The following is a 20,906-nucleotide window of genomic DNA, read 5'->3' as shown; positions in this document are numbered from 1 at the left end:
GCCCAAGACCATCGCACATCAAGATCACTTACGGGACACCGCGACGTCGGACGTGTTGCCGAACTGGAAGATGCCGGTGTCCCGGCCCAGGCTGATGCACTGCGCTCCGAACGACTGGTTGAGGGGCTCGGGCTGCTCCTTGGTCAACCGGCTGAGCACCGTGTCGGCGGCCCGCGCGCCCAGCGGCATCGCGGCCTGGCAGCTCATCCGCAGCGGCAGGCCCGACGTTGCCGCCGAGTCACCGGCCGCGACGATGCGGTCGTCATCCACGCTGGTCAGCGTCTCGTCGGTGAGCAGACGGCCCAGGGCATCGGTGCTCAGCCCGCTGCGCGCGGCCAGATCCGGCACGCCGAAGCCGGTGGTCCAGATGGTCACCGCGCTCGGCAGCTCCCGGCCGTCGGCGAGCCGCACGGCATCGCGGGTCACCGCCGTCGATCACGACGGACAAGGGCCCGGCAGACGGTGCACGCTCACTCCGAGTGCCGCGAGCCGCCCGGCCGCCCGAGTCGACGTTGACGTCCCAGGTGATCAGGCCCTTCGCGTCCGCCTCGGCCCTGGAGCCGGGTGAGGATCCTTGCCCAGGTGCCGTCCCGCTGCCGGCACCGGAACAGGTCATGGACCCGGTCCCACGGCCCATGACGTCCGGGCACGTCCCGCCATGGGACACCGGTCCGGGCCCGCCACCGTCTGCCGTCCATCAACTGCCGCCGCGTCCACACCTGCGGCCGACCCGGCTCGACACCCCGCGGCAGCAACGGCTCCAGCCGGGCCCACTGGCTGTTCGCCAGATCCCCACGGCCCACAGAACATGATCACCTACGACCAAGATCCACTTTCGCGGCAGACCCTAGCCGCGTCGCAACGGTCGTGTCGCAGGGGGCACGTCGCCGCGCCCTGCCTCAGAGCCTTGCGCCGGAGGGGCCTGCGTCAGAGCGCCTTGTACATGATGTGCAGCCCCACCAGGCCGTCCTTCGGATGCTCGAACGCGTCCGGGACGGTACCGAGGACGGTGAAGCCGAGCGAGGTCCAGAGCCGTACGGCGGGGTTGGTCTCGACGACGGCGTTGAACACCATGCCCCGGAAGCCCTGGGCCCCGGCCTCGGCGAGGACGTGCGCGGCGAGGGCGCGGCCGATGCCCCGGCCGCCGTGGTCGGGGTCGACCATGAACCCCGCGTTGGCGACGCGGGCGGCGGGACCGCCGTAGTTGGGGGTGAGGAAGGCGGAGCCGACCAGTGCCCCGGCCTCGTCCTCGACGACGTACACGCGCTTGGCGGGGGCCATCCACAGGGCGCGGGCGGCTTCCTCGGAGGTGTCCGGGTCCCAGGTGTAGGTGTCCCCGGCGGCGACCACGCGGTGCCAGAACGGCCAGATACCGGGCCAGTCGTCGGCGGTGGCTTCTCTGATCTGCATGGGCGCGAGTCTGGCACGCCCATGCAGACGGCGATCACATGATCCTGCCGGTCAGTCCACGCTGGGCAGGATGTGGGGCTCGGCGAGGTCGTCCTCGTAGCCCGCCAGTCGGATCGGGGCGGACCTGGCCCACACGTCCAGGCTGCCCAGGTCCTTCTTCGGCCGGCCGCCCTCGGTGCGTTCCTTGGGGCGTTGATCGCCCTTCGTCTTCTCTGGTGTCACCGCGCACTCCTTATGTGTCGGTCACCCTCGGGACATCGGCCCAGCCTGCCGCTGCGTGCCTGACGTCCGCTCGGGTCTGAGTCGATGTCAGTTCGGACGCGGTGGCGCCGGATCGTTCGAGTTGTGAGATCAGGCCGTGGTGACCGGCTTGTCCCGGGACGGACCGTGGGTGTGGGTGGGACCCAGATAAGGCTGTCCGTCCGGTACAGAGTAACCAAATGAGCGGGTGGCCGCTCTATGGGGCTGGAAACAAGAGGTAACTGTCTTGAGTCGTTCAGCAGCCAGCAGGCCCCACCCTAGGGCAATTTGACCCATTTGGTAGCTTTTCTCATCACCCGTTCGGCTCAGCTCCCGCTCCGCGCACCGGCCCGACGACCCATCGGATCACCGGCCTCGGCGCGTAGTTCAGGTCCCGTTGGCCGAATCGCAAGCCGACCATGATCTGCTCATGTGCCGCAACGGCATTTCTCGCGGGCGGACTCGGGAGGACCGGCGGATGGAACTGCGCGGCGTCGATGAGCTGATGGAGCTGCTGCACGGCCACCGGGGCGGCGGGCCGGCGCCGGAGCGGCGCCCGGACGGACCGGAGCGCCCTCCGAGCACCCGCCCGGACCCCCACGAACACGCGCTGCGGACCGCGGCGCTGCTGCGCCGGGGCCGGCCCGCCGACAAGGAACTGCAGGTGGCCGGTCTGGTGCACACCCTCGGGCAGTTGCTCCGACCGGGTGACCACACGAGCCACACGAGCCACGCGGACCTGGCTGCCGACGCGGTCCGGCCGCTGCTCGGCGACCGCGTCGCCCATCTCGTACGCCTGCACGCCCTCGGCCCCGATCAGCTCGTACGACTGCACGCGGGCGGCTGGGTGGACGCCGGCCTCGTCGAGGACGTACTGACGCTACGCCAGGCGGATGAGGCCGGCCGGTCGGCCGGGCTGGACGCCGGGGATCTGGAGGACTGGCGCACCGTGCTGGAACTGGTGGCCGACCGGGCGGACCGCACCGAGCGGGCCCGCCGGGTCGGAGCCTCGTCTCACCACTTGCCGGGCGCGTAGTCCTTCAGGAAGACGCCGTACACGTCCTCGCCCCGCTCGCCGAGCACGACGGGGTCGTAGACGCGGGCCGCCCCGTCGACGAGGTCGAGCGGGGCGTGGAAGCCCTCGTCGGCGAGGCGCAGCTTGTCGAAGTGGGGGCGTTCGTCGGTGATCCAGCCGGTGTCGACGGAGGTCATCAGGATGCCGTCGGTCTGGAACATCTCCTGGGCGCTGGTGCGCGTGACCATGTTCATCGCGGCCTTGGCTGCGTTGGTGTTCGGGTGGCCCGCACCCTTGTAGCCACGGCCGAAGACACCCTCCATCGCGGAGACGTTCACGACGTACGCCCGTCCGCTGGCCGCCTTCCTCGCGGCCTCGGCCATGGCCGGGCGGAGCTTGCTGATCAGGATGAAGGGTGCCGTGTAGTTGCACAGCTGGGTCTCCAGCAGCTCCACCGGGGAGATCTGCTCGATGGTCTGCACCCAGGTGTTGCTGTCGACCACGTCGGGGACGAGGCCGCCCGCGTCGATGGCGGTGCCGTCGAGGTGCCGGGCCACACTGGCGTTGCCGGCGACCAGGGCGAGGTCGGCGACCTGCTGCGCGTCGAGCCCGCTGACACCCGCCGGGAGTGCGGTCAGCCCGGTCAGGCCGTCCACCGCGCCGGAGTTGAAGGCACCGATGACGTGGTGCGGGGGGAGTTCGCCGGCGGGCAGCGGGGCGCTCTCGCCCTCGACCAGGGCGGCGTAGGCGGAGGGCAGCCGGCGTACGGTCTGGGTCGCGTTGTTGATGAGGATGTCCAGGGGGCCCGCCTCGGCCGCCCGCTCGGCGAGGGCCACGGCCTGGGCCGGGTCGCGCAGGTCGATGCCGACGACCTCCAGCCGGTGCATCCAGTCCGCCGAGTCGTCCATGGCGTTGAAGCGGCGGATGGCGTCCTTGGGGAAACGCGTGGTGATCGTCGTGTGCGCGCCGTCGCGCAGCAGCCGCAGGGCGATGTACATGCCGATCTTGGCGCGGCCGCCGGTGAGCAGGGCGCGCTTGCCGGTGAGGTCGGCTCGGGCGTCTCGCTTGCCGCGGTTCAGGCGGGCGCAGTCGGCGCAGAGCTGGTGGTAGAAGTAGTCGACCTCGACGTACCGGGTCTTGCAGGTGTAGCAGGAGCGGGGGCGCTGGAGTATCCCCGCGATCTTCCCCTCCTCCGTCACGGACGACGGCAGGATGCCCTCGGTCTCGTCGTCGATCCGCTGGGCGGAGCCGGTGGCGGTGGACTCCGTGACCGCCTTGTCGTGGGCGGTCTTGGCGGCGCGGCGCTCCTGGCGGCGGCGCTGCTTGACCGTGCGGTAGACGCCGGCGGTCGCCCGGCGCACCGCGATGGCGTCCGGGTGGTCGACCTCCAGCTTGTCCAGCTCCTCCAGCACGCCGAGGCACACGGCCAGCCGGTCCGGGTCGATGCCCGGGCCGTACACGACCTCGTCCGTGGCCGCAGGGCCGTCCTCTGTCACCGTCATCGCGCTGCCGCTTCCCTGATCACCCGCGGTCCGCCCACCGCGTCCGCCACCGAACGCGGAATTCTACGTAGGGCGGCCCCCGCTCACCAAAACCCGGTCCTCCCCCGCGGCCCCTGCCCCTGTCATGCAGTGGGCGCGGCCCCTGCCTTTCAGGGGTGCGGGGAACTGCGCGAGAAGCCCCACCGGACCTGCGGCCGGGGGTCGAAGGGGCGCAGTCCCCGGGGGACGGGACGGGCAGCGGCGCCGGGGCGAGGAAAGCCCCCGTCACCACCGGGTGTCACGGCTCACACGCCGCCAGCAGGTCCTCCACCTCCCGGGTGACCGCCCGGGAGAGGCGCTCCAGGTCCGGGACCGCCTCCGCGTCGGCGACCAGGCCGTAGTGGACGCTCCCCCGGTACGTCGAGACGGCCACCGCGAGGGACTGGCCGTGGGCGAGCGGGGCCAGGGGGTAGATCTCGGCGAGCGGGCAGCCGCCGAGCCGGAGCCCGAGGCTGGGCAGCGGCACGCTGGTGACGAGGATGTCGAACCAGAGGCGGGCGGCCTGGCTGACCAGCGGGCCGCCGAGCCGGTGGCCGAGCGGCAGTACATGGTCCGCCAGGAGGGCGACCGCGCCGGCGCCCCGGTTGGGCCCGGCGTCCTTGTTGCGGTCCATCGCCGCGCGCACCGTACGCAGCCGCCCGAGCGGGTCCGGGTCGTCCACGGGCAGTTTCATCAGATAGCCGGAGAGCCGGTTGCCCTGCGGGTGCGCGGTGCGGGGGCGGCGCCTGGAGACGGGGATCAGGGCCCGGGGGGCGACCCCCTCGCTGCCGTCCCCGCGCTCGTCCAGCCACCGGCGCAGCGCCCCCGCCACCACGGCGATGAGGACGTCGTTGACGGTGCCGCCGACGGTCTTGCGGATCCGGTGCACGTCGTCGAGGTCCACGAGCACCCCGGCGGTGCGGCGGGTGCCGCTGGCCCCGGAGGTCAGCGCGGCGGAGGAGCGGGCGGCGAGGGTCGCGTCGATCGTGGTGCGGGCCACGGAGGCACCGATGTCGAGGGCGCGGCCGAGGTCGGAGAAGGTGCCCCGGACCAGGTCGGGCAGTTTGCGCACCTCGTCCAGGAGGCCGCGCGGCGGCTGCGCGGGGCGCGGCCGGGGCGCGGGCATCTCGACGGGGTCCATGACGGCGGCGGCGAGCGTCAGGGCCCGCAGTCCGTCGGCCAGGGCGTGGTGGAACTTGAACAGCACGGCGAAGGAGGCACCGTCCGCCGCGGGCAGCACGTGCGCCTCCCAGGGCGGCCGGCCGCGCTCCAGCGGACGCTCCATCAACCGCCCGGCCACCTCGTGGAAGTCGGCGGTCGGCGCGTGCAGCCGTACGTGGTCGAAGGGCTCGAAGTCGGCGACCGGCTCCCGGGTCGCGCCGCCGAACGCCAGCGGCAGCCGCACGTCCGGGACCCACACGTCCCGGATCCGCATCCGCAGCCCCGGCACGGCGACGGCCCGCGTGGCGAGCAGTTCGGCGGCGTGGGCTCCCGCGGTGGGCGAGTCGGCCGTGAAGACGCCGAGGGCGGCCAGGTGCATGGGGTGTTCGGCGGACTCGATGTTCCAGAACGCCAGGTCGAGAGGGGCGAGCAGGTCGGAAGTCAATGGCTTGCCTCGCGTCGACGATGGATGAGTCAGCAGTCAATCGCTGTTGGCCGATTACGGTCAAGTACGATCAAGCTACGCACAGTTAACAACAGATTACGTCCCGCCTCTTGGCGAAAGGCGGGACGCATGGGGCATCTGTGTTCACCGGGGTCACCCTGACGGACCATCCGACCGTCCGGCCATCCGGCGGGCGGCCCGCCGGACCGCCCGGCGACTACGGAACCTGCTGCCCCTTCCCCAGAGCGATCACTCCGCCCCGGGAGACGGTGTACAGCTCGGCGTCCCGCTCGGGGTTGACTCCGATGGTCGCCCCCGGGGGCACCTGGACATTCTTGTCGAGCACGGCGCCCCGGACCACCGCGCCCCGCCCGATGTGCACGTTGTCGTGCAGGACCGAGCCCTGGACGACCGCGCCCGGGTCCACCACGACCCCCGGGGAGAGGACGGATCTGGTCACCTGGCCGCGGATCAGGCAGCCCGCGCTGATGATCGACTCACTGGCCATGCCGCCCGCGTTGAAGCGGGCCGGGGAGAGCTGGCCGGAGCTGGTGTAGATGGGCCAGCTGCGGTTGAAGAGATTGAAGGCGGGGCGCTCGGCGATCAGGTCCATATGGGCGTCGTAGTAGGCGTCGAGCGTGCCGACGTCCCGCCAGTAGCCCTGGTCGCGGATGGTCTCGCCGGGCACGTGGTTGGCGCTGAAGTCGTACAGCTGCGCCTCGCCCCGGTCGGTGAGCTGGGGCAGGATCGACCCGCCCATGTCGTGGACGGAGTCCTCCTCCTCGGCGTCCCGCTGGAGCGCCTCCACCAGGGCCTTGGTGGTGAAGATGTAGTTGCCCATCGAAGCGAACACGCATTCGGGGTCGTCGGCCAGGCCGGGCGGGTCGGACGGCTTCTCCAGGAAGCGTTCCACCGTCCGGCCGTCGGAGCCGGGCGTGATCACACCGAAGGACGACGACTCCGTGCGCGGCACGCGGATACCGGCCACCGTCACGCCGGCGCCGCCCTCGATGTGCTGCGCCAGCATCTGGCGCGGGTCCATGCGGTAGACGTGGTCCGCGCCGAACACGGCCACGTACTCGGGCTGCTCGTCATGGACCAGGTTCAGGGACTGCAGCAGGGCGTCGGCGCTGCCCAGGTACCAGCGCGGGCCCAGCCGCTGCTGCGCCGGGACCGGGGTGACGTAGTTGCCGAGCAGACTCGACATCCGCCACGTCGTGGTGATGTGCCGGTCCAGCGAGTGCGACTTGTACTGCGTGAGCACGCAGATGCGCAGGATGTCCGCGTTGACGAGATTGGACAGGACGAAATCCACCAGGCGGTACGTCCCGCCGAAAGTCACCGCCGGTTTCGCACGGTCGGCGGTCAATGGCATCAGCCTCTTGCCCTCTCCGCCCGCCAGTACGATCCCCAGCACCGAAGGTCCACCGCGCCGCATCCCGCCGCCCCTCTACACCCACCGGTTGTACCGAACCCTGTTCCCTGACTACCCCAGTTTGAGGACTTCCTCGTAAAGCCGGGCAGTCCGCCGCGCCACCGCTTGCCAGCCGAACTCCCGCACCGCGCGTTCCCGCCCGGCCTCACCCATCCGGGCGGCCGTCGCGGGATCGGCGAGCAGCGAGTCCAGAGCGCCGGCCAGCCGGCCCTCGAAGCCGTCCTCGGTCTCCACGAGCAGGCCCGTGACACCGTCCTCCACGACCTCCGGGATACCACCCACCCGCGAGGCCACCACGGCCGTGCCGCAGGCCATGGCCTCCAGGTTGACGATGCCGAGCGGCTCGTACACCGACGGGCAGACGAAGACGGCGGCGTGTGTCAGGAGCTGGATCACATCCGGGCGCGGCAGCATCTGCGGGATCCAGAACAGCCCCTCGCGGACGCGGCCCAGCTCCGCGAAGAGGTCGCGGAACTCCTGGTCCGTCTCCGGGGTGTCGGGCGCGCCCGCGCAGAGCACGACCTGTGCGGCCGGATCGATGTCGCGCACGGCGCGCAGCAGATGGGGCACGCCCTTCTGGCGCGTGATCCGGCCGACGAACAGGACGTACGGCCGGCCGGGGTCGACGCCGATCCGTTCCAGGACGTCGGTGCCGTGGTCCGGCGTGTAGAGGGAGGTGTCGATGCCGTTGTGCACCACGTGCAGCCTCGCCGGGTCCAGGGCGGGGTAGCAGCCGAGGATGTCGTCGCGCATGGCGCCGGACACGGCTATCACGGCGTCGGCGGACTCCAGTGCGGTGCGCTCGGCCCAGCTGGACAGGGCGTAGCCGCCGCCCAGCTGCTCGGCCTTCCAGGGGCGCAGCGGCTCCAGCGAGTGGGCGGTCATCACGTGCGGGATGCCGTGCAGCAGCTTGCCGAAGTGACCGGCGAGGTTCGCGTACCAGGTGTGCGAGTGGACCAGTTCACGGTCTTCGAGTCCGGCGGCGATGGAGAGGTCCACGGAGAAGGTGCGCAGCGCGTCGTTGGCCCCGTCGAGCGCGGACCAGGGCCGGTGGCGTACGACACCGCCGCCCGCGCCCTCGCCCCAGCAGTGCACGTCCAGGTCGACGAGTGACCTCAACTCGTGGGCGAGGAACTCGACATGGACGCCCGCGCCACCGTAGACGTCGGGCGGATACTCCCGGGTCAGCAGGCCGACTCGCACCCGGAACCCCCTGTCTCAGCGGCTGGTTCCCACATGGTCACCCAGAAGGGTCGGTTGGGGAAGACCACGATTCTCGCGCGGCCGTGCTCGCGAGGTCAGTCCGGGCGGGGGCCGGCCGGGGAGCGCCGGCCGGGCGGCCGGTCGAAGCAGCAGTCGCCGCACAGGCCGCCGCCGGGCAGCCGGTAGTAGAGACAGCAGCTGCGGCGGCGGGACGTCGCCGGGTCGAGGGTGCCCGCCAGAGTGGGGTGCGCGAACAGACCGGCGGCGAGCGCGCGAGCCCGATCCGCCGCCTCCGTACGCCCGTTGGCCGCCGCCCAGCGGTCGATCTGGCGTAGGGCTCCCATCAGCGCGGAGGCCGCGTTTCCCCACAACAGGCGCTCGGAGATGGGGAGTTGAGCCCGCAGCGCGGCCGTCAGCGGCAGCAGGTGGCCGTCCAGTACGACCGCGCCGATCCGCTCGGCGGGAAGGCCACGCACCTCGGTCAGCCACAGCTCGTCGGGGGCGCTCGCGTCCGCGTCCCAGCGCAGCAGGCGCGGGTCCAGATCGGGGACGCGGCCGTACACGGCGGCCGCGCCGAGGGCCACCGACCACAGACGGGAGGCGAAGCCGAGGTGGGCGACGGAGGCGGCCACACGCGGTTCGGAGGCCCGCACACCTCGCGCGACCTTGCGGACACGGAAAATTACCGGATTCTCGTAAACCTCCCTTCTCACATCGGCATCCCGTGCCGCATAGGCCCGGGCGAGCGTGGGCAGGGCCCCCCGCGGTGGTTCGCCCGTGTGTAGTACGAAGAAGCCGCCGAGGGCCGAGAGCGCGGTGAGTCCGGGGTCGTGATCCACGAGGACGAGTAGTACCAGGCCCCGCAGACCCGCTCACCCGGGGGCTTGCACTCGGTGTCGCCCCTCCTGGGGATGACACGGGGCCGGTCGTACTCCATCGGCAGTAGGACGCATTGAGTGCTCAGGTACGACGACGCGGACGGTTTCGCGAGGCATCGTGGTCACCATGAAAGCCGAGCGTTCACCGCGCCGGGCCCGGAGCCCCCGCGCCGCGTCGAGGAGCACCTCATGAATGCCCTCGCGTTGTCCGTGCTGCTGTCGTTCGTCTCCGCCGTGGCGTACGCGGGAGGGGCGATCGTCCAGGAGCGCGTCGCGGTCTCCTCCCCCGGCCGGTCCTACGCGCCGCTGCGCCGGCCGGTCTGGTGGGCCGCCGTCGGACTGAACGGCCTCGGCGGGCTGCTGCACGTGGTGGCGCTGGCGTACGGCCCGCTGAGCCTGGTGCAGCCGCTGGGCGCGCTGACCATCGTCTTCGCCCTGCCCATGGCGGCGCTGTTCGTGGGCCGCAAGGCGGGGGCCACGGCCTGGCGGGGCGCGATCATGGCGACGGTGGGTCTCGCGGGCCTGCTCTCCCTGGTCGGCTCGGCGGACGCGCAGTCGCTCGACACGGTCCAGCGGGTACTGGTGGCCGTCGCCAGCGGTGGCGCCGTGGCGGCGCTGACGGTGGCGGCCCGTGCCGCGCACCGGCACCCGGCGGTGCGCAGCATCCTGCTGGCGGTCGCCTCCGGTGTCGCGTTCGGCATGTCCTCGGTCTTCACCAAGACGGTCGCCGTCGACTGGACGGACGGCGTCGCGCTCTCGGACGTGCCGACCCTCGCGGTCATAGGCGCCTTCGCGACGGCCGGTCTGCTGCTCTCCCAGGCCGCCTACCGGGGCGGCGGTCTCGCGGCCCCGCTGGCCACGCTCACCGTGGTGAACCCGGTGGTGGCGGCCGCGGTCGGCATCACGATGTTCGGCGAGACGTTCCGCCACGGCACGACCGGCACCCTGCTCGCGCTGGGCTGCGGTGTGGTCGCGGCGGGCGGTCTGATCCTGCTGACCACCGAGCGCCTCGCCGCCGAGACCGGGGCGGAGCGGGAGCGCACGGCCGAGAAGGCCGCGGCCGCCGGCCCGGACTCCGACCGGGACTCCTTCGCCCTGGAGGAGCTGCTCGCGGGGCTTCCGGGGCGGACCGCGGAGGTCCCGGACACGGGCTACGCGATCGGCCTGGACAAGCGTGTGGTCGTACCGGCCCCGTTCCTCGGGAAGGGCGCGGCCGACGAGGAGGACACTCCGCCCGGTCTGCTGCTTCAGCCGTTCCACGGCGAGCTGTACGTGCCCCGGGCGCTCCTCGACCGGCATCGTGACCGCGTGAAATCCTGAGCGGGAGGCCCGGACCGGGCCTCCCGCCCCACGTCGGACGCCGTGCGGCGCGTCAGATCCGGACTCCGCCGGCCCGCAGATAGGCGATCGGATCGACGTCGCTGCCGAAGCCGGGCCCCGTCCGCACCTCGAAGTGCAGATGCGGGCCCGAGCTGTTGCCTGTGGAACCGGAGCGCCCGATGCGCTGGCCCGCGCCCACACTCTGACCGGCTTTGACGGAGATCGCCGACAGATGGGCGTACTGCGTGTAGCGGCCGTCGGCGTGCCGGATGACCACCTCGTAGCCGAAGGACCCGCCCCAGCCCGCGGAGACGACCTGCCCGGCGGCCACGGACTTCACGGAGCTGCCGGTCGCCACGGGGAAGTCGACGCCGGTGTGGTACCCCTTCGACCAGGAGGAACCCGAGGCGCGGTAGGGCGTGCCGAGAGAGGCGCTGACCGGCGCGACGAAGGAGGCGGACTGCTGCCGCTTCTCGTTCGTCTGCTGCTTGCCGCCCTTCTGCTCCTTGTGGACCTGCTTCTTCTCCTGCCTGCTGTCCTGCTTCCGTTCCTTCTTCGGCACCTCCTTGCGGCCCGCCGAGTGAAGACTCAGCCGCTGGCCGGGGATGATCACGTCCGGGTCGGAGCCGATGGTCCTGCGGTTGTTCTCGTAGAGCCTGCGCCAGCCGCCCCGCACGTCCTCGGAGTCCGCGATCCCGGAGAGGGTGTCGCCCCGCACGACCGTGTACATCTCGACCTTGCCCGCCTGTGACTGGGGCGTGGTCTGGGGTTTCACGTCGCCGATCGTGAGGCCCGCGCGGCCCGAGCACACCGGCCAGGCGTCGGGGCCCTGCCCGTCGAGGACCTTCTCGGCGATCGCGATCTGCTGTTCCTTGGTGGCGAGGTCCGCGCGGGCGGCGTAGGCCGTGCCCCCGAAGGCCTCCCAGGTGGACTGGCTGAACTGGAGTCCGCCGTAGTACCCGTTCCCGCTGTTGATGCTCCAGTCGTTGGTGGACTCGCAGGCCGCGACCTTGTCCCAGGTCTCGACATCGGCCGCCTCGGCGGCCCCGGTGCCGATCAGCGGGAGCGCCATCCCGGCGCCGCCCGCCGTGACGGTGAGTGAGGCGCGGTTGATTCTGTTCGGCTGGTACCGGCGGTGCCGGCCGCTTGCGGCCATGGAGAAGCCCCCCTCGCATATGCCATGAGCCGCAAAAGTAAGGGCCACGAACCGGCCAGGACAAGACGAAAATTCAGCCGCTCTGGTACCGCGCGTGGCGGGTATGCGATCTGCTCCGGCGCGTAAGTGCCCTCGTCCGGCGCGCGAGTGAGCAGGGACGGCGCACAAACGACCGGGTTGCGCGCCCCTTTGAGGCAGGTAGGGCCCTTCCTGCGTACTCAAGCCCGGCAGACCGCGCAGTGCGGACGGGGCCGGTGCACGTCAGGATGGCCGGAAGGACAATACTGGCGGGCAGGAACGGCACCACCGATATCAGGATCCATAGGAGCCAACCGTATGAGCACTTCAGCCCAGATCGGCGTCACCGGCCTCGCGGTCATGGGGAGCAACCTCGCCCGCAACTTCGCCCGCAACGGCTACACGGTCGCCGTCCACAACCGCTCCGCGGCGAAGACCCACGCGCTGATCGAGGAGCACGGGCGCGAGGGCGACTTCATCGCGGCCGAGACCGCCAAGGACTTCGTCCAGGCGCTGGAGCGCCCCCGGCGTCTGGTCGTCATGGTGAAGGCGGGCGGGCCGACGGACGCGGTGATCGAGGAGTTCGCGCCGCTCCTGGAGCCCGGCGACATGATCATCGACGGTGGCAACGCGCACTTCGCCGACACCCGCCGCCGTGAGGCCGCGCTGCGCGAGCAGGGCATCCACTTCGTCGGCGCGGGCATCTCCGGCGGCGAGGAGGGCGCGCTCAACGGCCCGAGCATCATGCCGGGCGGTCCGGTCGAGTCGTACGACTCCCTCGGCCCGATGCTGGAGAAGATCTCCGCGAAGGCCGCCGACGGCGCGCCGTGCGTCACGCACGTGGGGCCGGACGGCGCCGGGCACTTCGTGAAGATGGTCCACAACGGCATCGAGTACGCCGACATGCAGCTCATCGGCGAGGCGTACCAGCTGCTGCGCGACGTGGCCGGATACAGCCCCGCGCAGATCGCGGAGATCTTCCGCACCTGGAACACCGGCCGCCTCGACTCGTACCTGATCGAGATCACGGCCGAGGTGCTGGCGCACGTGGACGAGGCCACGGGCAAGCCGTTCGTGGACGTGGTCGTCGACCAGGCGGAGCAGAAGGGCACCGGCCGCTGGACCGTCCAGATCGCGCTGGACCTGGGCGTCCCGGTGTCCGGCATCGCCGAGGCCGTCTTCGCGCGCTCCCTGTCGGGCCACGCCGCGCTGCGCGACGCCTCCCGCTCGCTGGCCGGCCCCAAGGCCACCCCGCTGAGCGCGGCCGAGGCGGGCGCCTTCGCCGACCGGGTCGAGCAGGCGCTGTACGCCTCCAAGATCGTGTCGTACACCCAGGGCTTCCACGAGATCGACGCCGCCCGCGACGAGTACGACTGGAACATCGACCTCGGCAAGGTGGCGTCGATCTGGCGGGGCGGCTGCATCATCCGCGCGGCCTTCCTCGACCGTATCCGGGCCGCGTACGACGCCCGGCCCGACCTGCCCAGCCTGCTCTCCGACGACGCGTTCGCCCAGGAGATCGCGGCGGCGCAGGACGACTGGCGCGAGGTGCTGGTGGCGGCCACGCGTCAGGGTGTGCCGACGCCCGGGTTCGCGGCGGCGCTGGCGTACTACGACGCCCTGCGTGCCGAGCGGCTGCCCGCCGCGCTCACGCAGGGCCAGCGGGACTACTTCGGCGCGCACACCTACCGACGGGTGGACCGGGAGGGGTCGTTCCACACGCTGTGGGGTCAGGGCCGGTCCGAGGTCGAGGCCTAGAACGCCCGAGGGGGCGGCCACGAGCCGTGTCCGGCCGGTCGCGCCCCCGATCATGCCGATGCGGCCCGGCGTGGAGCTCCTCCACGCCGGGCCGCATCGCGTCCGCGTACCGCTCTCAGGACAGCGGCCCCGGCCCGGGTTCCCCCGGCACCGGCTCCGGGCCCGGGGGCTGCGGGATCGGGTCCGGGGTGGGGACGGGGCGGGGGTCCGGGGTGGGGACGGGGTCGGGGAACGGGGGCTGCGGAAGGGGTTCCGGGCGGTCGGGGCCCGGGGCGGGGTCCGGGTGCACGGGGTCCCGGTCGGGGTACGTCATCGCGTCCTCCAGCCATGGGGTACGTCGGTCCTAGGACCACTGCCACGGGTACCCGCCGCGCGCACGGGCAGTCACCCGGCCGGCCGAGCCGCCGTGACCGCTCCCGCCGACCCGCCCCTCAGAAGCCCTCGGGGTGGGCGGTCAGCCAGTCCTTCGCCGTCCGCAGCAGCTCCGGATCGGCGGCCGGGGCCTCCTCGGGATGGCGTTCGGCCCACTTGACGACGTACGGGCACAGCGGTGCGACGACGACGCCCTCGCGGGCCGCGATGCCGTACAGCTCCCTGGCCAGCGAGCCCGCGACGCCCTTCCCCTCGTGCGCGGGCTCGACGATCGTGTGGACCGGGACGAGCGCGCGGCGCGGGGCTTCGAGGACGAAGTACTGGATGTGACCGGCCAGTTCGTCGCCGGCGAGGGCTTCGAGGCGGCCGGCCGCCCGGTCGTCGCGGATCTGTACGTCGCTCATGACACTCCTCGGCGTGCGGTCGGGGACGCCGGGCGGCCGCGCGTGGCCTCGGCTCAGGCGGTGACAGCCTGCGGGCTGCGCCGCTGGTCGGAGCCGGGGACGGGCTCGGAGGCGTCCGAACCCAGGGCCACGATCCGGTTGTCGCGATCCACGTGGACGACCCTGGGCCGCAGGGCGCGGGCCTCGGCGTCGGTGACCTGAGCGTAACTGATGATGATCACCAGGTCCCCGGGATGGACGAGATGGGCCGCGGCACCGTTGATCCCGACCACCCCGGACCCGCGCTCGCCCTCGATGACGTACGTCTCCAGGCGGGCGCCGTTGGTGATGTCGACGATGTGCACCAGCTCGCCGGGCAGCAGGTCGGCGGCGTCCAGCAGGTCGGCGTCGATGGTCACGGACCCTACGTAGTGCAGGTCGGCCTGGGTGACGGTGGCTCGGTGGATCTTGGACTTGAACATGGTACGCAACATCGGGGTACTCCCACAGGTAGGCTCCCTGCCTGCGTTTTTGCAGGTCAAGGGCTGTTTCCACACCCTACAACGAGTCGCATGTCCGGGCAGCCGTCCCCAGGTTCTTCAGGACTGAGCTGACCATTTGCCGACTTTCCAGCCGCCCCGTCAGGTGGCCGGGGGAGGGCTTCACCCACTCTCGCGGACCCCACCGTGGCGACGGCCCAAGCCTACGCAGCACCCCCGGAGGACGTCCGTGATCACCGTCACGCGGACGGCCTGGACTGCCGTCAGGAGCGAAGGCGCTCGACCGGAAGTCGGGCCACGCGGGACAGGACGCCCACGGCGTCGACCTCCTGGACGTCTCCACCGGCGGCAGGGTCCGCGACGCCAAGATCGTCGCCGGCCCCAACTACCAGGTGCCCTTCGCCACCCAGGCCCGCCAGGCCACCGGCATCCCCACCGCCGCCGTCGGCGTCATCACCGACATCACCACGAACGGGCAGGCCGACGCGGTCCTCCTCGGCCGTGAACTCCTGCGCAACCCCTACTGGCCCCAGCACGCCGCCCTCGCACTCGACGCCGAGCCGACCTGGCCGGACTACTACGCCTACGTCGTCGAGCGCCGCAAGCGCTGACACCTCCGCAACCTCGGCGCTGCGTTTCCCCCGCCCGTCAGAACCGGCGAGCGCCAGACACTCCACACCGCACGGAAGGAACCCCAGGCCCATGGCCGGTCTCGCCTCCCCCATCCCCCGCTTCCACCTCGCCGTCCCGGTCGACGACCTGGACGCCGCCCGCCGTTTCTACGGCGAGACGCTCGGCCCGGAGCAGGGCCGTAGCGCCGACACCTGGGTGGACTGGAATCTGCACGGCCACCAGTTCGTCACCCACCTCGCCCCGGCCCGCGCGGGACAGACGCACAACCCGGTCGACGGCCACGACGTCCCCGTACCGCACTTCGGGCTGATCCTGACCGTCGACGCCTTCCACCAGCTCGCCAGCCAACTACGCGCCGGGTGGTCGGCACCCAGAGCCTGGTCGAGTAGCACCCACTCGGGCTCCACGACATCGCCGGCCCGCACCACCCGGCCAACTGGGCCACGTCGACATCGAGATACCCGAAGAGCGCGCACCGCCCGGTACGCCGGTGGCCGGATCCGACACCGGCTTCGCCTCCGGCAGGGCAGCGGACGCGGGCGGTGTCCAGGGAGCCGGCCGTCGCGCCTTGCGTGCGCTGCGCGATGCGGACCAGCGCGAGCGGTCGGCCGTCGTGCTTCCCCTTTCCCGCCCCGACCGGTCGTGCGGCTCCGGGCTGGTCAGGCGCGCGTACACCGTCGGGCACGGTGCACCCGTATGCGCGCCGCGGAATCGGCCGGGCGGAGCCGGCCGTCGCTCTGGAAGCAGTGGTGGACCAGCCAGAGCAGTCTGCCGCGCCGGCAGGCCAAGAGGGGCGCGGTCCGGTCGACATGGCGGGGACACCGCGCGGGGAGGCTGGAAGGCCGACCGCCTGTGCGGGAGCCGGCCTCCGCTCTTTCCAGCAAGGCGCAACTCGTCCGAGGGTGAAGGAATACGATGAGTCACATGGTGCACGGGGAATGTGCCGCATGTACCTATCGTGCCCGGTCCGGGCCAGGTGGTGCACCAGCGGGTGGGGCACTCTCGGTGTCCGGGCGGTTCGCGCTACTGGGAGAGGACGGGGCCGCATGACCGCTCAGGACGCCGCCACCGAACTGGTCGGGTTATGGCCGAAACTGCCGCACCTGGTGGGACCGGACTGGCCGCATGTACGCGCGGAAGCCCTGAATCTGGTCGGTCGGCTAGGCGAGGCGGCCACCGACGAGGAACGCGTCGGCCACACCGAGTCCTTGCTCGAACTGTTCCTTCCGTACCCCTCGGTCGCCAGTGTCCTCGGTCAGGCGTACCACCGCGGGCGTCTATCGGCCGGATCGGTCGCGGAGACCCCCGATTGGACCGAACTGTGCCGACTGCTGGACGCCATGCAGCGCGAACAGTGGATCACAGCTCGGTTCGACCCGGACTTCCCGGGTGCCCAACCGACGGCCGAGCGTACTCGCCGACTGGTCCTCGGTATCGACCGCGCCGCCCACCCGTACGCCTTCGACTCCGCCCAGCTCGGCCTGACTCTCCCTCCGGAGGCGGACACCGGGGTCCTGGACATCGAGGTGTACGGAGCGCCGGAAGCCGTCGAGGTGGTGCCGGTGATCCGGTCACTCGTCGTGCGGCGGCAGATGCCCGATCCGACGGCCGACCCCTCCGAGGCCCTCTTCGACGTCACGCCTCTCGACGACGACCGGACGGTGTCCCTCATCGTGGTGGCCCGCACCACGGACAGTCACGTCCCCCATCAACTCCGCCTCACCGTCCACCCCTCGGGCCGACTGGAACAAGAGATCCTGCTGGCACCGTGGCGTGCCGCCCCGGTCTCCCCCGCGACACAGATCGCCCTGTCGCTCATCCTGACCTCGACCGGTGGCACCCACGTCCTCACCGTGCGGGACGGAACAGGCAGTGCCACGGCGGAACTCCCGTACGGCCGCAGCGAACTGGACGTGCTGGTACGTGAGGCCAGGGCAGGAGTCGAGGAACTTCTGCTGGGGCCGCAGGGCCTGATGTACGAGTCGTCCCTCGGTATACCGGAGGAGATGTACCAGTCCGATCTCCGTCGGCTGGCACGATCCGGCTTCGACTTCTTCCACGCTCTGTTCCGCCCCGACGACGGCAGCCCGAACCTGCGCAGGGTCGGCGACATCATCATCGACGCCCTGGCGTCCGCCGGACCGGACCGTGCCCCGTACGTCGAGGTCGTCAGCGACGGACTGAACCTGCCCTGGCACCTCATGTACGCCGTCGACACCTACGACGACGCACGGCTGTCGCCCTACCGCCTGCTGGGCCTGGGAGCCAGGCTCACCCTCGTCCCGCTGCGCTCCGGCCATCACCACCGCCACCGCACCGAGTACGTGCCGCGGACCGCGTCCGAGGCAACCGCGTTCATCGCCGTCAACACGGACATCGACCGCGTCCGGACCAGGCGGCCCCGCACGCTCGTGGCGGGACAGGTCGACTACTGGAAACGGCACATCGCCGACCGCGCGGAGGTCGTCGACGACGCGGAGAGGGTCACCGAGGCCCTGCGCAAGCCGAGACGACCCGATTCCCTCTGGTACTTCTACTGCCACCTCGCGGTCGCCCAGCAGCCGTCCCCGTTGGGTGACATGGCACTGGAGTTCACCGGAGGACGGCAGGTGGGACTGCGGGACGCGAGGCGCGACGCCCCACCGGACGTGCCCCTGCCGGGCGCCCCGCTCGTCGTTCTCAACGCCTGCGCGTCGTCGGCCCGCGGCTCCGCGCTGCGCGCGGCGTTCTCCTCCTATTTCCTCAGCAAGGGTGCCCGTGCCGTGGTCTGCACCGACATCGAGGTGCCCACGGAACTCGGCGCCGAATGGGCGCGCCGCTTCTTCGACCGTCTGCTCGCGGGTGCCACCGTCGCCACCGCGCTGCACCTGACAGCCCGCGATCTCGTGAGGGAACACCGCAATCTGCTGTGCCTGCTCTACACGGCGTTCGGCACCGCCGACGCACGGATGGTGACGCCCTCGTGATCAGTGTCGAGGCGTTACCCGCGGCATACGGCGACTGCCTGTGGGTCGAGTGGGACGACGGACCCCACCGGCGGCGCATGCTCATCGACGGCGGTCCCGGACAGGACCGGACCCTGCCCCCCGGGCTGGCGGCGCGTTTCGCGCGTCAACCCGAGGACCAGCGGGAGTTCGAGCTCGTCGTGTGCAGCCACATCGACGACGACCACATCGTCGGGCTGCTGCCGCTGCTGACCTCACCACCGAAGAACTTCCAGGTACGCGATGTCTGGTTCAACGCCCTCGAACACACCGGTCCCACGGACACGCTCGGGGTGCGCAGCGCCGAGCGTCTGGCGGCATTCCTGCGCGAGGGCCGGCTTCCCTGGAACGCCGCCACGAACGGCGGCCCCGTCGTCGTACCGGCACGAGAGGGACCGCCCACGTTCCCCTTGCGCGGGCTGACCCTCACTCTGCTCTCGCCCTGGCCGGAACAACTGACCCGGTTGCGCACCGAGTGGCGCACCAAGGCGGTCGCCCGGTCGGAACGTGACGTCCTGAAGTCCGCCGCCCCACCGACGGGGGTCGACGCTCGTGTCCTGGCCGAGCTGGCCACCCGGCCCTACCGAGCCGACCGCTCCCCGGCGAACGGCTCCAGCATCGCCTTCCTGGCCCAGCATCACGACGGCAGCAACGTCCTGTTCGCCGCCGACGCCCACGCGGATGCCCTGGTCCGCTCGCTGCACCGGTTGTGGCACGGCAACGGCTACCCGGTCTCCCTGGTCAAGGCGCCCCACCACGGCAGCTCGCACAACGTGAGCGCCGGGCTGGTCGCCGCGGTCGAATGCCAGGACTGGCTGTTCTCCACCAACGGGGGTCGCGGCCACGAGAAACGCACAGCGGCCGGTCACTCGACGCACCCCTCCCCCGAGGCGGTCGCCCGTATCCTGCTGCGGAACGCCGCGGGCGAGGACAACCCGTCCGAGCCACACACGACCTTCTGGTTCAACCACCGCACGCCCAGCACACAGCGCTATGCCGACCCTTCGCTGGCGGCGCTGGGCCTGCGGACCGAGTATCCGGAGGGCGACGCCGACGGCATCACGGTGACCGTCTCGCAGGGCAGGGTCTTCCGGGGAGGAGGCGTCGGGCCTGCCCAGCCCCCTCGCGGTCACACCCCCACGTAGGCGAAGCCGGCCCAATGGTCGGGGTGGGCGTAGGAGCGCGCCTCCGGGCCGCCGGGCAGGGTCATCAGCGCCAGCCGGAAGCGGCGGGCGGCCTCCGGCGGAAGCCAGGCGGCGCCTTCGGCGGTGGCCTTGGCGTACAGGGCGAGCTTCTCCGCGTTGGTGGTGTCGCGCATCCAGATCTGTGCCCGTGCGAGTGCCTCGGGAGGGGCTACAGGCTCCTCCTGGTGGCGCCAGAGCCGGTAGAACTCCGTCATCAGCATCGTGGTGGCCACGACACCGACCTCCCAGAGAGAGGCGAGCACCCCGGCCGCGCCGGCCTGGAGCAGCCCGGTGGGCAGTGCGACGACCTCGTCGGGCAGATCCGTGCCGGGCACCAGGGTCTCGCAGGCCGACAGCACGGCCAGCCGCAGTCGAAGCCGCAGTGTCAGCAAGTCCCTGAGCCGCAGTCGTTCGGTACCCGCGAGGAGCAGGTGGCTCTCCAGAGGTGCGGTCAGATCCGCCTTCCCATGACACGCCAGATGGGCGACGTCAACCTCGCGCAGCGCTTCGGAGACGGCCCGCGCGCCGGCCGCCGCTCCGGCCAGCGGCGTGTGACCCCCGGGGAACGCGGCGCCGGCCACCGCCGCCTCGGTGCCGGCGTACTCCAGAGGTCTGCCGGGCGGCGTACGCAGCGGAGCGGCCACGGTGAGCAGCCGCCGCGCGGGGGTCCGGGACATCGCCCGGGCCGCACTGAGGGCGCGGGCGTTGGGCACGTAGTTCAGCGTGCGGTGGTCGAGTGCATAGCGGCGCCCGGTCGATCGGTCCGCGTCCTTGGTCCAGGCGGCGTGCAGCGGCAGCAGTCCGAGGAGCCCGCCCGCCACGAGCGTCGCCGCGCCCGGCCCGGGAAGCCGCCGCAGCACGGGTTCCATGACGGTCGGCCAGAGCCAGCCCGTGATCTCGTCGAGAGCCGTGTGCCATGCCTCCCCGTCCTGCACGGACGTGTCCTTGTCGCGGGCGTGCGCCGCGAGGTACGTCATCACCTGGTCGCGCAGAGCCTGCGCGGTGAGCGACGGCAGCGGTACGTGTTCGACCTCCGGACCGCGCACGATCAGCGCCAGTCCGCCCGGCTCGGCCGCGGTGACGTAGACGAGCGGGGGGCCGGAGGCGGCGTCCGCGATGTCGTCCATGGTCGGCGGTGCGAGGAACGAGGCGAACTCCCGCACCCCGTCGATCTCGATGTTCTGGATGTCCCGGACGACGTCGTCCAGTTCACGGCGCGCGGCCCGGAGCTCCTCCACACGGTCGTCGTACGTCACGCTCGTCCTCCCCCGGTTCCCGGCGGCCCTGCTCG

18 protein-coding genes and 2 pseudogenes are annotated in these 20,906 nt (G+C 71.8%); 6 read left to right on the top strand and 14 right to left on the bottom strand.

The features are described from left to right. Nucleotides 1–36: 36 nt before the first annotated feature. The 4 genes and pseudogenes from ACZ6BB_RS05160 to ACZ6BB_RS05145 form a co-directional block, all read right to left on the bottom strand. Nucleotides 37–498: pseudogene (locus ACZ6BB_RS05160) on the bottom strand (NAD(P)/FAD-dependent oxidoreductase); the annotation flags it as partial. After that, nucleotides 471–803, bottom strand: a complete 333-nt coding sequence (locus ACZ6BB_RS05155) for a transposase (RefSeq protein WP_471613932.1) — start codon at nt 801–803, stop codon at nt 471–473. The gene ACZ6BB_RS05155 and the pseudogene ACZ6BB_RS05160, both read right to left, overlap by 28 nt. A gap of 124 nt (nt 804–927) precedes the next feature. Continuing rightward, complete coding sequence (locus ACZ6BB_RS05150) at nt 928–1,410, bottom strand: GNAT family N-acetyltransferase (protein WP_471613931.1); 483 nt, start codon at nt 1,408–1,410, stop codon at nt 928–930. Nucleotides 1,411–1,461: 51 nt separating this feature from the next. Beyond that, on the bottom strand, nt 1,462–1,632 hold the full coding sequence (locus ACZ6BB_RS05145) for a hypothetical protein (protein WP_199845434.1): 171 nt from the start codon (nt 1,630–1,632) through the stop codon (nt 1,462–1,464). Between the two features lie 496 nt (nt 1,633–2,128). Here ACZ6BB_RS05145 and ACZ6BB_RS05140 point away from each other — a divergent pair, with 496 nt between their 5' ends. Further along, on the top strand, nt 2,129–2,686 hold the full coding sequence (locus ACZ6BB_RS05140) for a hypothetical protein (protein ID WP_471613930.1): 558 nt from the start codon (nt 2,129–2,131) through the stop codon (nt 2,684–2,686). On the opposite strand, the gene ACZ6BB_RS05135 is transcribed toward ACZ6BB_RS05140, so the two are convergent. The 5 genes from ACZ6BB_RS05135 to ACZ6BB_RS05115 all read right to left on the bottom strand — a co-directional run bounded on the left by ACZ6BB_RS05135 (nt 2,665) and on the right by ACZ6BB_RS05115 (nt 9,268). After that, nucleotides 2,665–4,167, bottom strand: a complete 1,503-nt coding sequence (locus tag ACZ6BB_RS05135) for an SDR family NAD(P)-dependent oxidoreductase (RefSeq protein ID WP_471613929.1) — start codon at nt 4,165–4,167, stop codon at nt 2,665–2,667. The two genes, ACZ6BB_RS05140 and ACZ6BB_RS05135, sit on opposite strands and share 22 nt — an antisense overlap. Nucleotides 4,168–4,444: 277 nt before the next feature. Beyond that, entirely contained in the window at nt 4,445–5,791 is a 1,347-nt protein-coding gene (locus tag ACZ6BB_RS05130) for a wax ester/triacylglycerol synthase family O-acyltransferase (protein ID WP_471613928.1), read from the bottom strand. A 217-nt stretch (nt 5,792–6,008) separates the two neighbouring features. Further along, nucleotides 6,009–7,229 (bottom strand): glucose-1-phosphate adenylyltransferase, encoded by a 1,221-nt coding sequence (glgC, locus tag ACZ6BB_RS05125; RefSeq protein WP_471613927.1) that lies wholly within the window; start codon nt 7,227–7,229, stop codon nt 6,009–6,011. A 48-nt stretch (nt 7,230–7,277) separates the two neighbouring features. Then, nucleotides 7,278–8,429, bottom strand: coding sequence for a glycogen synthase (gene glgA, locus ACZ6BB_RS05120; protein WP_471613926.1), 1,152 nt, complete (start codon nt 8,427–8,429; stop codon nt 7,278–7,280). 95 nt (nt 8,430–8,524) lie between these two features. After that, nucleotides 8,525–9,268 carry a (2Fe-2S)-binding protein gene (locus ACZ6BB_RS05115; protein WP_471613925.1) on the bottom strand — a complete coding sequence of 248 codons (744 nt, stop codon included), beginning with the start codon at nt 9,266–9,268 and terminating at the stop codon, nt 8,525–8,527. 228 nt (nt 9,269–9,496) lie between these two features. Here ACZ6BB_RS05115 and ACZ6BB_RS05110 point away from each other — a divergent pair, with 228 nt between their 5' ends. Beyond that, the gene (locus ACZ6BB_RS05110; protein WP_471613924.1) at nt 9,497–10,627 is read left to right on the top strand and encodes a DMT family transporter; all 1,131 of its coding nucleotides are present in this window, start codon (nt 9,497–9,499) and stop codon (nt 10,625–10,627) included. 52 nt (nt 10,628–10,679) lie between these two features. On the opposite strand, the gene ACZ6BB_RS05105 is transcribed toward ACZ6BB_RS05110, so the two are convergent. Next, nucleotides 10,680–11,783 (bottom strand): transglycosylase family protein, encoded by a 1,104-nt coding sequence (locus tag ACZ6BB_RS05105; protein WP_471613923.1) that lies wholly within the window; start codon nt 11,781–11,783, stop codon nt 10,680–10,682. Nucleotides 11,784–12,119: 336 nt separating this feature from the next. Here ACZ6BB_RS05105 and gndA point away from each other — a divergent pair, with 336 nt between their 5' ends. After that, nucleotides 12,120–13,559, top strand: coding sequence for an NADP-dependent phosphogluconate dehydrogenase (gene gndA, locus ACZ6BB_RS05100; protein WP_471613922.1), 1,440 nt, complete (start codon nt 12,120–12,122; stop codon nt 13,557–13,559). 115 nt (nt 13,560–13,674) lie between these two features. On the opposite strand, the gene ACZ6BB_RS05095 is transcribed toward gndA, so the two are convergent. From ACZ6BB_RS05095 to panD, 3 genes are all read right to left on the bottom strand, one after another. Beyond that, the gene (locus ACZ6BB_RS05095) at nt 13,675–13,872 is read right to left on the bottom strand and encodes a hypothetical protein (RefSeq protein ID WP_471613921.1); all 198 of its coding nucleotides are present in this window, start codon (nt 13,870–13,872) and stop codon (nt 13,675–13,677) included. A 118-nt stretch (nt 13,873–13,990) separates the two neighbouring features. Then, complete coding sequence (locus ACZ6BB_RS05090) at nt 13,991–14,335, bottom strand: GNAT family N-acetyltransferase (RefSeq protein WP_471613920.1); 345 nt, start codon at nt 14,333–14,335, stop codon at nt 13,991–13,993. Nucleotides 14,336–14,388: 53 nt separating this feature from the next. Next, entirely contained in the window at nt 14,389–14,808 is a 420-nt protein-coding gene (gene panD / locus ACZ6BB_RS05085) for an aspartate 1-decarboxylase (protein ID WP_471613919.1), read from the bottom strand. 287 nt (nt 14,809–15,095) lie between these two features. On the opposite strand from panD, the pseudogene ACZ6BB_RS05080 reads away from it, so the two are divergent. The 3 genes and pseudogenes from ACZ6BB_RS05080 to ACZ6BB_RS05070 all read left to right on the top strand — a co-directional run. Beyond that, nucleotides 15,096–15,425 (top strand): annotated as a pseudogene (locus tag ACZ6BB_RS05080) (NADH:flavin oxidoreductase/NADH oxidase); the annotation flags it as partial. A 1,068-nt stretch (nt 15,426–16,493) separates the two neighbouring features. Continuing rightward, entirely contained in the window at nt 16,494–18,413 is a 1,920-nt protein-coding gene (locus ACZ6BB_RS05075) for a CHAT domain-containing protein (RefSeq protein ID WP_471613918.1), read from the top strand. Beyond that, nucleotides 18,410–19,576, top strand: a complete 1,167-nt coding sequence (locus ACZ6BB_RS05070) for a ComEC/Rec2 family competence protein (protein ID WP_471613917.1) — start codon at nt 18,410–18,412, stop codon at nt 19,574–19,576. Before ACZ6BB_RS05075 ends, ACZ6BB_RS05070 begins: the two co-directional genes overlap by 4 nt. Here ACZ6BB_RS05070 and ACZ6BB_RS05065 read toward each other — a convergent pair. Next, nucleotides 19,561–20,871, bottom strand: a complete 1,311-nt coding sequence (locus ACZ6BB_RS05065; protein ID WP_471613916.1) for a CHAT domain-containing protein — start codon at nt 20,869–20,871, stop codon at nt 19,561–19,563. The two genes, ACZ6BB_RS05070 and ACZ6BB_RS05065, sit on opposite strands and share 16 nt — an antisense overlap. Nucleotides 20,872–20,906: the final 35 nt, after the last annotated feature.

It is taken from the genome of Streptomyces sp. NPDC041108, from assembly GCF_055592645.1.
Note: the sequence above shows the minus strand (reverse complement) of the source record. Positions and strands in the feature narration are given on the sequence as shown.

Bases quoted from the DNA above. Each gene is read 5' to 3' on its own strand.
- glgC (WP_471613927.1), bottom strand. From the start codon at position 7,229: ATGCGGCGCGGTGGACCTTCGGTGCTGGGGATCGTACTGGCGGGCGGA.
- ACZ6BB_RS05090 (WP_471613920.1), bottom strand. From the start codon at position 14,335: ATGAGCGACGTACAGATCCGCGACGACCGGGCGGCCGGCCGCCTCGAA.
- ACZ6BB_RS05135 (WP_471613929.1), bottom strand. From the start codon at position 4,167: ATGACGGTGACAGAGGACGGCCCTGCGGCCACGGACGAGGTCGTGTAC.
- ACZ6BB_RS05110 (WP_471613924.1), top strand. From the start codon at position 9,497: ATGAATGCCCTCGCGTTGTCCGTGCTGCTGTCGTTCGTCTCCGCCGTG.
- panD (WP_471613919.1), bottom strand. From the start codon at position 14,808: ATGTTGCGTACCATGTTCAAGTCCAAGATCCACCGAGCCACCGTCACC.
- gndA (WP_471613922.1), top strand. From the start codon at position 12,120: ATGAGCACTTCAGCCCAGATCGGCGTCACCGGCCTCGCGGTCATGGGG.
- ACZ6BB_RS05095 (WP_471613921.1), bottom strand. From the start codon at position 13,872: ATGACGTACCCCGACCGGGACCCCGTGCACCCGGACCCCGCCCCGGGC.
- ACZ6BB_RS05105 (WP_471613923.1), bottom strand. From the start codon at position 11,783: ATGGCCGCAAGCGGCCGGCACCGCCGGTACCAGCCGAACAGAATCAAC.
- ACZ6BB_RS05075 (WP_471613918.1), top strand. From the start codon at position 16,494: ATGACCGCTCAGGACGCCGCCACCGAACTGGTCGGGTTATGGCCGAAA.
- ACZ6BB_RS05150 (WP_471613931.1), bottom strand. From the start codon at position 1,410: ATGCAGATCAGAGAAGCCACCGCCGACGACTGGCCCGGTATCTGGCCG.
- ACZ6BB_RS05140 (WP_471613930.1), top strand. From the start codon at position 2,129: ATGGAACTGCGCGGCGTCGATGAGCTGATGGAGCTGCTGCACGGCCAC.